Source organism: Phytohabitans sp. LJ34, from assembly GCF_052068095.1.
In the GTDB taxonomy this organism is placed as follows: Bacteria; Actinomycetota; Actinomycetes; order Mycobacteriales; family Micromonosporaceae; genus Phytohabitans.
In genome coordinates, this window is sequence record NZ_JBQHDG010000007.1 from 361,277 (window position 1) to 371,917 (window position 10,641).

10 protein-coding genes are annotated in these 10,641 nt (G+C 71.3%); 7 read left to right on the plus strand and 3 right to left on the minus strand.

The window, feature by feature from the left end; translation table 11 throughout:
- Nucleotides 1-20: 20 nt before the first annotated feature.
- Together ACTMTJ_RS15705 and ACTMTJ_RS15710 are read right to left on the minus strand one after the other, a co-directional pair.
- Nucleotides 21-842, minus strand: a complete 822-nt coding sequence (locus tag ACTMTJ_RS15705; protein WP_441217134.1) for a 2-amino-3,7-dideoxy-D-threo-hept-6-ulosonate synthase — start codon at nucleotides 840-842, stop codon at nucleotides 21-23.
- 17 nt (nucleotides 843-859) lie between these two features.
- Nucleotides 860-2,104, minus strand: a complete 1,245-nt coding sequence (locus ACTMTJ_RS15710) for an aspartate kinase (RefSeq protein ID WP_441217135.1) — start codon at nucleotides 2,102-2,104, stop codon at nucleotides 860-862.
- A 223-nt stretch (nucleotides 2,105-2,327) separates the two neighbouring features.
- On the opposite strand from ACTMTJ_RS15710, the gene ACTMTJ_RS15715 reads away from it, so the two are divergent.
- From ACTMTJ_RS15715 to ACTMTJ_RS15745, 7 genes are all read left to right on the plus strand, one after another.
- Nucleotides 2,328-2,693: a VOC family protein gene (locus ACTMTJ_RS15715; RefSeq protein WP_441217136.1), complete on the plus strand. Its 366-nt coding sequence runs from the start codon at nucleotides 2,328-2,330 to the stop codon at nucleotides 2,691-2,693.
- 4 nt (nucleotides 2,694-2,697) lie between these two features.
- Nucleotides 2,698-4,386 (plus strand): AMP-binding protein, encoded by a 1,689-nt coding sequence (locus tag ACTMTJ_RS15720; protein ID WP_441217137.1) that lies wholly within the window; start codon nucleotides 2,698-2,700, stop codon nucleotides 4,384-4,386.
- Entirely contained in the window at nucleotides 4,383-5,429 is a 1,047-nt protein-coding gene (locus tag ACTMTJ_RS15725) for a methyltransferase (RefSeq protein ID WP_441217138.1), read from the plus strand. Before ACTMTJ_RS15720 ends, ACTMTJ_RS15725 begins: the two co-directional genes overlap by 4 nt.
- The gene (metK, locus tag ACTMTJ_RS15730) at nucleotides 5,426-6,625 is read left to right on the plus strand and encodes a methionine adenosyltransferase (protein ID WP_441217139.1); all 1,200 of its coding nucleotides are present in this window, start codon (nucleotides 5,426-5,428) and stop codon (nucleotides 6,623-6,625) included. The genes ACTMTJ_RS15725 and metK overlap by 4 nt, the downstream gene beginning before the upstream one ends.
- Before the next feature lie 458 nt (nucleotides 6,626-7,083).
- Nucleotides 7,084-7,353: a PspC domain-containing protein gene (locus ACTMTJ_RS15735; protein ID WP_441217140.1), complete on the plus strand. Its 270-nt coding sequence runs from the start codon at nucleotides 7,084-7,086 to the stop codon at nucleotides 7,351-7,353.
- Nucleotides 7,354-7,415: 62 nt separating this feature from the next.
- Entirely contained in the window at nucleotides 7,416-8,159 is a 744-nt protein-coding gene (locus ACTMTJ_RS15740; protein WP_441217141.1) for an SDR family NAD(P)-dependent oxidoreductase, read from the plus strand.
- Between the two features lie 171 nt (nucleotides 8,160-8,330).
- Nucleotides 8,331-9,017 (plus strand): GNAT family N-acetyltransferase, encoded by a 687-nt coding sequence (locus tag ACTMTJ_RS15745; protein ID WP_441217142.1) that lies wholly within the window; start codon nucleotides 8,331-8,333, stop codon nucleotides 9,015-9,017.
- A 2-nt stretch (nucleotides 9,018-9,019) separates the two neighbouring features.
- On the opposite strand, the gene ACTMTJ_RS15750 is transcribed toward ACTMTJ_RS15745, so the two are convergent.
- Nucleotides 9,020-10,324, minus strand: a complete 1,305-nt coding sequence (locus ACTMTJ_RS15750; protein ID WP_441217171.1) for a M20/M25/M40 family metallo-hydrolase — start codon at nucleotides 10,322-10,324, stop codon at nucleotides 9,020-9,022.
- Between the last annotated feature and the right edge of the window lie 317 nt (nucleotides 10,325-10,641).

A 10,641-nucleotide genomic window follows, 5' to 3' on the forward strand; every position in this document is an offset into this window, starting at 1 on the left:
CCTCCTGGGGGTGTCGTCGGTCAAGTCCGGTTTCCGGTCAGGTGCAGCTCCGGCTGGAGCGTGCGGGGAGATCCGGCGTGTACAAGGTCCGCCACTGCCCGGGCCCGGGCGCCCGGATCCGGTGCTTGAAAGACGTTGCGCCCCATCGCCAGCCCGGCGGCGCCGGCACGCATTACCTCGTCTACATAGGACAAAACGCTCTCGGTGTCGTCGCGCTTCGGCCCGCCGGCCACCACGACCGGGATCGGGCAGGATCGGATCACGAAGGCCATCTCCGCGACCGACCGCGTGTACGGCACCTTGACGATGTGGGCGCCGAGATCGGCGGCGAGCGAGGCGGCGTGGGCCACCAGCTCCGGATCGCGCGGGTCGGCGATGCGCGGGCCGCGCGGGTACATCATCGCCAGCAGCGGGACGCCCCACCGGTCGCAGCTGTCGGCGGTCCGGGCGAGGTCGGCGATCTGCCGCGCCTCCTCCCGCGACCCGAGGTTGACGTGCACGCTCACCGCGTCGGCACCCAGGCGCAGCGCGCAGTCGATGTCGGCCACGAGAAACTTGCCGTCCGGGTCGGGGGCGTGCTTCGTACTGGCGCTGAGGTGGACGATCAGCGCGATGTCGCGGAAGATGCCCGGGTCGATCTCGCGCACGCTGCCCCGGTGCAGCACGACGGTGTCCACCCCGTTGCCGGCGAGCTGGCGCACCAGCGCCGGCAGCCCGCCCGCCGGGGCGATGGGTCCGTCCGACACCGAGTGGTCGAGCGGGACGACGAGCAGGCGGTCGTCGCCGTGGCGAAAGAGCCGGTGCAGGCGGATCTGCGCACCGACCGCGAAGCTGACGGGCATGAGGGAGCCCCTTCCGATCACGCGGTGGTAAGGGACGAGGCGGGCTGCTCCCGGCCGTCCAGGTCGAAGTCCTTGTGCAACGCCATCGCGCCCTCGACGACCCGGTCCAGCGGCACGAGGGCCGACACCCGCATCTGCGTCGAGGAGAGCAGGCTGGTCGGGATGCCGCGGTCGGCCAGCACCGCGAGCAGGCGGGCGGTGTACTCGGGACGGTTGAACAAACCCATACCGACCAGGGAGAGCTTGCCGACGTCCTCCGCGACGTCGATGGCGTATCCGTGCGGCAGCCCGGCCTCACGGAGCGCCCGGTCAGCCACCGGCAGGTCGCTGCGGCGCACGGCGAAGCGCAGCTCCGCGGAACAGGACAGCATGTCGACCGGCACCGCCGTACGAGCGAGCGGGGTGAGCACGCATTCCGGGGTGACGCCCGGCGAGGAGCCGGCCGAGACCGTCACCTGGGCGACGTCGAGGTCGTGGGTCACCGCCACGACGAAACCTTCGTTCTCCATCATGTCCACCTTGGGGTCGGTGCGCCGCGCGGCGATGGTGGTGCCGGGCGCGGGCGACATCGAGTTGCGAACGAGGACGTCGAGCCGGCGGGTCGCGGCCAGCTCCACCGCCCGTGCGTGCATGACATGCGCGCCGGAGAAGGCCATCTCGGCCATCACGGCGGCGTCTACCTTGGACAGGACGCGGGCCGACGGCACGATCCGCGGATCGGCGCTGTAGATGCCGTCGACGTCCGTGTAGATCTCGCAGTTCTCGGCGCCGAGCGCCGCCGCGAGCGCGACGGCGGTGGTGTCCGACCCGCCACGGCCGAGGGTGAGGATGTCGCCGTCCGGGCTGACGCCCTGGTACCCGGCGACCACCACGACCGCGCCGGCGGCCAGGTGGGTCACGATCCGGGTGGGGCACACCTCGGTGATGAGCCCGGCGCCGTGCCGCCCGGAGGCGGTGATGCCGGCCTGCGCGCCGGTCAGGGAGACGGCCGCCAGCCCGCGGTCGAGCAGCGCCATCGCCATCAGCGCCGCGGCGGCGTTCTCCCCGGTCACCAGCAGCTGGTCCATCTCCCGCAGCGAGCGGGTCGCGCTGACGTTGGCGGCCTGCTGGATGAGCGCGTCCGTCGTGTCGCCCTGGGCGGAGACGACCACCACGGTCGGCCGCCCGGCGCGGTGGCTCGCCTCGGCGCGGGCCGCCGCGTGGCGCAGCTGAGCGGCGGTCGCCAGCGAGCTCCCGCCGAACTTCTGCACGGCAACATTCATGGTTCCACCCTCATTGGGATGACCGGTGTGAATCTCTAGGGATTGTTTTCGCGACACAGCACCGGGCGCTATCACGTGAATCCATGAGCTTGAGAAGCGTGACAAATCGGAGCCGGCGGCCACGTGAGACATCGCGCGGATACGCGATGTTCCGATGCGAAGGAGCGTGCAGCATCGCTCTGGAGGCGAAATCCCATTGCTATCAGTTGATGGAGCGAATGCGATGACCAACGCCGTCGGACCGAACTTCCTGACCCTTCAGGTACGCGATCTGGAGCGCTCCCGGCGCTTCTACGCGGACCTGCTCGGATTCAAGCAGGAGCCCGTCTCGAAGAACCCCAACGCGATCGTGTTCGAGACCACCCCGATCAAGCTGGCGCTGCGCCGCACGACCATCGACCTGGACTCGGTGAGCCAGCTCGGGTGGGGCGTCGTCATCTGGGTCCACGCGGAAGACCCGGACCGCCTGGCCAAGGACCTGGCCGAGCAGGACATCACGATCACCAAGCCGCCGTGCGACGGCTACTGCGGGCGCGAGTTCCAGTTCCGCGACCCGGACGGCTACGAGCTGACCATCTACGAGGGCTGAGGCCATGTCACCGGGCAGCGTCCTGAACGGAACCCTCACCCGGGCGGCCGCCGCAGTGCCGCTGACCGCCCGGATGCGGCTTCTCGGCGACCGGGAGCTGGGCGTGGGCAACTTCCTGGAACGCGTCCACCGGCTCAGCCGCAACACCGACCAGCCTTTCCTGTTCGCTCAGCGCCCGGGCCCGGACGGGCCGACCATCGAGCCGCTGAGCCTCGACCGGCTGGTCCAGATCCGCGACACCTATGCCGCGTGGTACCACGAAGCCGGCGTGCGCAAGGGCGACCCGGTCGCCGTGTACGTCGACGAGGGCGTGGACTCGTTCCTGCACTTCCTCGCGCTCACCTCGCTCGGGGCGGTCGCCGCGCTCGTCAACGGCCGGATGCCGATCGAGGTCGCGGCCGACTACATCCGCCGGGTCGGCGCGGTCGGGGTGATCGCCAGCCGGGACCGCCTCGCCCGGCTGGAAGCCGCCGCCCCGCTCGACGGGTTCCGGGTGGACCAGGCCAGCATGCCGGTCGACGCCGTCGGCCGGGACCGGCTGCCGGCGGTCTACCCGTACCCGCACGGCGACGACGACCCGGTGATGCTCTGCCACACGTCCGGCACGACCGGTGCGCCGAAGGCGGCGACCTTCGGCCACCGGCAGTTCTTCCTGGGCAAGCGGAAGCGCCTGTGGTCCTTTCCGCCGGCGCGGCGCAACCGGCTGCTCTCCGCCCTGCCGCATTCGCACTCCGCCGGCATCAGCTACCTGATGACCGCCACCCTGCTCGGCATGCCCATGCTGGTCATGGCGGACAGCAGCGGGCCGGCCGTGCACGCGGCGATGGACGAGTTCCGGCCCACGATGGTGGTGGCGTTCCCGCAGACGTACGCCGAACTGGCCGAGATGGACCTCGACCCGGCCGCCACCGGTGAGGTGCACACCTGGATCAACACCGGCGACTCGGCGCACGAGGCACACATCCGGGCGCTGATCCGGCACGGCCGGCGCGGCAACCGGCCGGGCTCGTCCTTCGTCGACGGACTCGGCTCCTCGGAGATGGGCATGGCCTTGTTCAAGAAGGTCAGCCAACCCGAGAGTGTCGACTATGGACGCTGCGTGGGCAGCCCCATCGGCGTGGTGCGAAAGGCGGCCGTGCTCGACGACGACGGGCGGCTGCTCGGCCCCGAGCAGGTGGGCCGGCTCGGCGTCCGGACACCCACCCGCACCCCCGGGTACTGGAACAACTCGGATCTGACCACCAAGTCCTCGCTCTCCGGCTACTGGCTGACCGGAGACGTGGTCTACCAGGACCGCAAGGGACGCTTCTACCACCTCGACCGGGTACCTGACGTGATCCACACCGCGGACGGACCGGTCTACAGCCTCCCCATGGAAGAGGCCATCCTCGTCGGCTGCCCGGTCATCGCGGACTGCGCGGTCGTCGCCGTGGCGGCGCCGGAGCCGGATCTGGGAGACGTGCCCTTCGCGACGGTGCGCCTCAAGCCCGGTGCGGCCGAGCCGCCGGACCTGCTCCGCGCGTTGAACACCGCCCTCGCGCGGCGCGACCTGCCCCAGATGCGCTACGCCATGATCGCTCGCGAGCCCGAGGACTTCCCCACCGGCCCCACGGGCAAGGTCCTCAAACGGCAGCTGCGAGAGCGCTTCGGCACCGTCCTGCGCCAACCGACGACCTCAACGGAGCTGACATGACACACGGCGATCTGCTCGGCCTACCGCACCACCCGGACAAGCCCGCGCCGGTGCGGATGTACGAGCTGCTGTACAGCTCGCTCGCCAGCCAGCTGTTGATCGCGGTGGCCGAGATCGGGGTCGCCGACGCGTTCGGCGACGAGGAGGAGTGCCACGTCGACGAGCTCGCCAAGCGCACCGGCAGCGACCCGCACGCCCTGTACCGCGCGCTCCGCGCGTTGGCCACGATCGGCGTCTTCACCGAGGTCCAGCCGCGCACGTTCGCGCTCACCCCGCTCGCCGCGACGCTGCGCGGCGACACCAAGGGCTCGATGCGGGACCTGGCCCGCTACGTCGGCCTGCCCGCCCGGCAAGGCGCCTTCAACTCGCTCGTCTACAGCCTGCGCACCGGCCGGCCCGCCTTCGACCACGTGCACGGCACCGACTGGTGGACCTACTTCGCCGCCCACCCCGAGCTTTCCGCGCTGTTCAACAAGGCCATGGGCTCCATGAACCTGATGGTCAACTCGGCCACACTGGAGGCGCACGACCTGTCCGGTGTACGCCGCCTGGTCGACGTCGGCGCGGGCAAGGGTCACCTCGTGGCGACGCTGCTGCACCGGTACCCGGAAATGACCGGCGTGGTCTTCGACCTGCCGCACGTGGTGGCGGAGGCGGCCGAGGTCCTGCTCGCCGAGGGCGTGGCCGACCGGGCCGAGTGCGTCGGCGGCGACTTCCTCGCCTCGGTGCCGCCCGGCGGCGACACCTACGTGCTGTCCTGGACCATCCACGACTGGAACGACGAGGACGCCACCACGATCCTGCGCAACATCCGCCGCGCCATGGGCGACGGCGGCCAGCTCATCGTCATCGACGAGGTGCTGCCGGAGGGCGACTCGGCGCACTTCGGCAAGTTCGAGGACATCGTCATGCTCGCCCTCCTCAAGGGTCAGGTGCGCACCGAGGCCGAGTTCGCCGCGCTGTTCGAGAACGCCGGGCTGCGGCTCAAGGAGGTCAGGGCCACCCAGGCCGCGACGAGCGTCATCGTGGCGGTACCGGCGTGACGAGGCACCTGTTCACGTCGGAGTCGGTGACCGAGGGCCACCCGGACAAGATCGCCGACCAGATCAGTGACGCCGTCCTCGACGCGATCCTGGCCCAGGACCCGCGCAGCCGGGTCGCCGTGGAAACCCTGATCACCACCGGCCAGGTACACGTGGCCGGCGAGCTGAGCACGGCGGCGAACGTGGACATCCCGGAGATCGTCCGAAAGACCATTTTGGACATCGGGTTCGACTCCTCGGCCAAGGGCTTCGACGGCGCCACATGTGGCATCTCGGTTTCCATCGGACGGCAGTCGCCGGACATCGCCAGCGGGGTGGACAACGCCCACGAGGCGCGGGTGGACGGTTCACTGGACGACTTCGACCACCAGGGCGCCGGCGACCAGGGGCTGATGTTCGGGTACGCCTGCGACGAGACGCCCGAGCTGATGCCGCTGCCGATCGCGCTGGCACACCGCCTCGCGTACCGGCTCGCCGACGTACGCCGCACCGGGCTCGTGCCGTACCTGCGGCCGGACGGCAAGACCCAGGTCACGGTCGAGTACGACGACGACCGCCCGGTGCGGCTGGACACCGTCGTCGTATCCACCCAGCACGCGCCGAGCATCGACCTGGAGTCGATGCTGGTCGAGGACATCCGCCAGCACGTCGTCGACCCGGTGCTCGCGACCGCTCCCCTGCCCACCGACGGGTACCGCCTGCTGGTCAACCCGACCGGCCGGTTCGAGATCGGCGGGCCGATGGGCGACACCGGGCTCACCGGCCGCAAGATAATCGTCGACACCTACGGCGGCAGCGCCCGGCACGGCGGCGGCGCGTTCTCCGGCAAGGATCCGTCCAAAGTAGACCGCTCGGCCGCGTACGCCCTGCGCTGGGTGGCCAAGCACGTGGTCGCGGCCGGCCTGGCCCGGCGCTGCGAGGTCCAGGCGGCCTACGCGATCGGCAAGGCGCGCCCGGTGAGCCTGATGGTGCAGGCCTTCGGCACCAACACCGTGCCACCGGACCACCTCGCCGCCGCGGTCGCCGACGTGTTCGACCTACGACCGGCGGCGATCGTCGCCGACCTCGACCTGCTCCGCCCGATATACCGCCGGACCGCGGCCTACGGGCACTTCGGCCGCCAACTGGCCGACTTCCCGTGGGAGAACGTCGACCGGGTGGAGAAACTCCGGCAGGCCGTATCCGCGCGAACGTGATCGTGAAGGATTCGGGCCGCCGGAGCGACCCGAATCCTTCACGCAAGTCGAGTCCCGGCCGTCCGCTGCCGGGTCCGTGAGACAAGCCCCACCCCGCGCCGCCCCCGCCCCAAAGGGCAGCCCTCTCGAGCGCGGACAGCGGACGGCCGGGGATCTCGGCTCGGTCTACGAGCCGCCGGCCGGGAGCGGTGCCCGCGGGAAAGCACCCCAAGAAAACGCTCCGCCGCGCTCCACGTTTCCCCGGGAACCCCGCGCATACGGTCCGCCGCTGACGCGGACCTGGGCAAGTATGCCTGGAAGCAACGCCACGACGAATGGCGACCTGACCCCGAAAGGTCTCCTAGGTGGCCTGCTGCCGGCGGGATCCGGGGTCTACCAGGGTCGGTCACCGATGCCGCTCGGGTGCGTTCGGCTGGACGCTGTAGGTGTCCAAGCTACCGCTATTGAAGGAAGGTCTTGTGGACACCGTTCATGACACGTTCAGCCGCCAAGGGCTCGTCCGGCCGCGAGAGGGCCGGATCCTCGGTGGTGTCTGTGCCGGGCTGGGACGGCGGTTCGGCTTCGAGCCGTGGACCGCTCGCCTGCTGTTCGTGCTGATCCTGTTCGTCATCCCGGGCAGCCAGATCCTGGTGTACCCGATCCTGTGGATCCTGATGCCGCCGCAGGTCGACCCGGTCGTTCCGGTCGGCACACCGTCGTCGACCGTCCCGGCCGCACCCGCTGTCTGAGGGCGAACGCGAGGTCCGATTGTCGCCAGACGGGCGGCGCGGGGCGCGCAAGCCTTGTGGGCATGAGCAGAGTTCTGGACGGCAAGGTCGCACTGGTGACCGGCGGCAGCCGGGGCATCGGCGCCGCGGTGGCGGTGCGGCTGGCCGAAGACGGCGCCGATGTGGCGCTCACCTATCAGTCCAACGCCGACCGGGCGGCCGCCGTGGTCGAGCGGATCGAAGCCGCCGGGCGTCGCGGCGTGGCTGTGCCGGCGGACAACGCCGACGCCGGCACGCTGGCCGCGGCGGTGGAGCGGGTAGCCGCGGAGTTCGGCCGGCTCGACGTCCTGGTGAACAACGCGGGCGTGTTCCAGGTCGCCCCGTTGCCGGACCTCGGGCTGGCGGACTTCGACCACACGATCGCGGTGAACGTGCGCGGGCCGTTCGTCGCGGCGCAGGCGGCGGCCGCGCACATGGGCGACGGCGGGCGGATCGTCACGATCGGCAGCAACGTGGCCGAGCGGGCGGTGTTTCCCGGCTTCGCGCTGTACTCGATGAGCAAGACCGCCCTGGTGGGCCTGACCAAGGGACTGGCCCGCGACCTCGGCGCGCGGGGCATCACCGCGAACCTCGTCAACCCGGGTCCGACCGACACCGACGCGAACCCGGCCGACGGCCCGAACGCCGACACGATCCGGAGCTTCACGGCCCTGGGCCGCTACGCCGAGCCGGCGGAGATCGCGGCCGCGGTCGCGTTCCTGGCCGGTGACGGCGGGCGGTACATGACCGGCGCGGTGATCAATGTGGACGGTGGCTTCACCGTCTGAGGCGGCCGAGCCACTCCTCGCCATGATGCGGGACGCGGCCGAGCGCCCCTCGGTACTCGTCGCTGGAGGCGCTGCACGGGTCCGTGCGCTGGATGGTCGAGCGCGGCCTGGCCGACGTCGGCGGCCAGGAATTCTGACGACGCCCACCAACCCCGAACGTAGGGTTGCGGCATGACGCACGTGCTCGACAATCCGGCGTGGGCAGCGCTCAACGGCCCGCAGGCGCACCTCGGCGAGGTGCGCGGGCAGGCCGCCCGCTACCACCCCGACGTCGCCGGGTTCGCCACCCTTCGCCCCGAGCCGGGCCCGCACGCCTGGGCGGAGCTCGCCCAGCTCGCCGGGCCGGGTGCCGAGGTGGCGCTGCCCGGGGTCACGGTCGATCCGCCGCCGGGCTGGGAGGTGATCTTCACCATGGCCGGCGTCCAGCTGGTCGATGTCGCGCTGCGCGCCGAGCCCGACGCCGAGGCGGTGACGCTCGGGCCGGCCGACGTGCCGGAGATGCTCGACCTGGTCGCCCGCACCGACCCCGGGCCGTTCCGCAAGCGCACGATCGAGCTCGGCACCTACCTCGGCATCCGCCGCGACGGGCGGCTCGTCGCCATGGCCGGCGAGCGGGTGCGCCCGCCGGGCTGGACCGAGATCAGCGCGGTCTGCACCGACCCGGCGTACCGCGGGCACGGGCTGGCCACCCGCCTCGTGCGCGCGATCGCCGCCGGCATCCGGGCCCGCGGCGAGACGCCGTTTCTGCACGCCGCGGCCAGCAACACCGGCGCCATCCGGCTCTACGAGCGCATCGGTTTCGCGCTGCGCCAGACGACGACCTTCCGCGCGGTCCGGATCCCGCCCTCGGCGTCTTGATGTCAGCAGATCCGCAGAAACCTGTCCAGCACCCGGACACCGAACTCGAGGCCGTCGACCGGCACCCGTTCGTCGACGCCGTGGAACAGGGCGGTGAAGTCGAGGCCGGCGGGCAGCCGCAGCGGCATGAACCCGAAGTGCCGGATGCCCATGCGGCTGAACGACTTGGCGTCGGTGCCGGCGGACAGCATGTAGGGCAGCACGTGCGCGCCGGGGTCCTCCGTGGCGATGGCCGCCGCCATCGCGTCGACAAGGTGGCCGTCGAAGGTCGTGGCGACCGGTGGCAGGCTGTCCCACTCCCGTTCGACGGCCGGGCCGAGGACCGATGCCAGCTCCGCCTCGAACGCCGCCTCCCGCCCTGGCAGCATCCGACCGTCCACAGTGGCGCGTGCGACCGAGGGCACGACGTTGGCCTTGTAGCCGGCCTCGAACACGGTCACGTTGGCGGTGTCGCGGAGGGCGGCGCCGATCATGCGGGACAGGTTGCCGAGTCGGGCCACCGCGGCATCCGGGTCGTCCGGATCGAAGGGCACGCCCGTGATCTCGGCGACGCCGGCGAGGAAGTCGCGTACCGGATCGGTGAGCACCACCGGAAACCGGTGCCGCTGGAGCCGGGCGACGGCCGCGGCGAGCGTGGCGATCGGGTTGTCGTCGTGGACCATCGAACCGTGGCCCGCGGTGCCGGTCACCTTGATGCGCAGCCACATGGCGCCCTTCTCCGCGGTCTGCACCAGGTAGGCGCGGGCCCGGTCGGCGACGGTGAACGAGAACCCGCCCACCTCCCCGATCGACTCGGTGGCCCCCTCGAACAGGTCGGGCCGGTTGTCGACGAGCCAGCGCGCCCCGGCGAACCCACCGGCCTCCTCGTCCGCGACGAACGCGAAGATAAGGTCGCGCGGCGGCACCACACCATCCCGCTTGAACCGCCGGGCGCACGCCAGCGCCATCGCGACCGCGCCCTTCATGTCGAGCGCCCCACGCCCCCAGACGAACCCGTCGCGTACCTCACCGGAGAACGGATGCACCGCCCACTCGGCGGCGTCGGCCGGCACCACGTCGAGGTGACCGTGCACGAGCAGGGCGCCGCGCCCCGGGTCGGCACCCTCCAGCCGGACCACCACGTTGCCCTTGCCGGGCGCGCCGGACTCCACATAGGTCGGTGTGTACCCGACCTCGGCGAGCTTTGCCGCCACGTACTCCGCCGCCACCCGCTCCCGACCGGCCGCGACCGTGTCGGCGTCGTTGGTGGTGTCGAGCCGGATCAGCTCACTCGTCAGCTCCACGACCTCGTCCGCCACCCACCCAATCTAGAGCCCTTCCGGAGTCGAGGTGGCTTCGACCACCGAATCCCTTATTTGGACAGAGATTCTGAGCTACCGCGACGTCCGTCGTGGTCCAGACCGCTGCTCCCGCGGCCTCACCCGTCCGCCGTTGGTCGCGCTCACCCTGCGCGCAACCGGCCGGGAGGAAAAGGGGGGCGGGGTGACGGGCTCGCGCCAGGCGGTGGTCGACGTTTGTCCACAATGTCCCCTTCTCGGATCGGCGATCCGGGAAAGCAACGGGGTTGTCGTCGCCGCGTGTAACCGCCACGAGGGTGTAAGCGGCACGAGGTTCGAGATCTAGG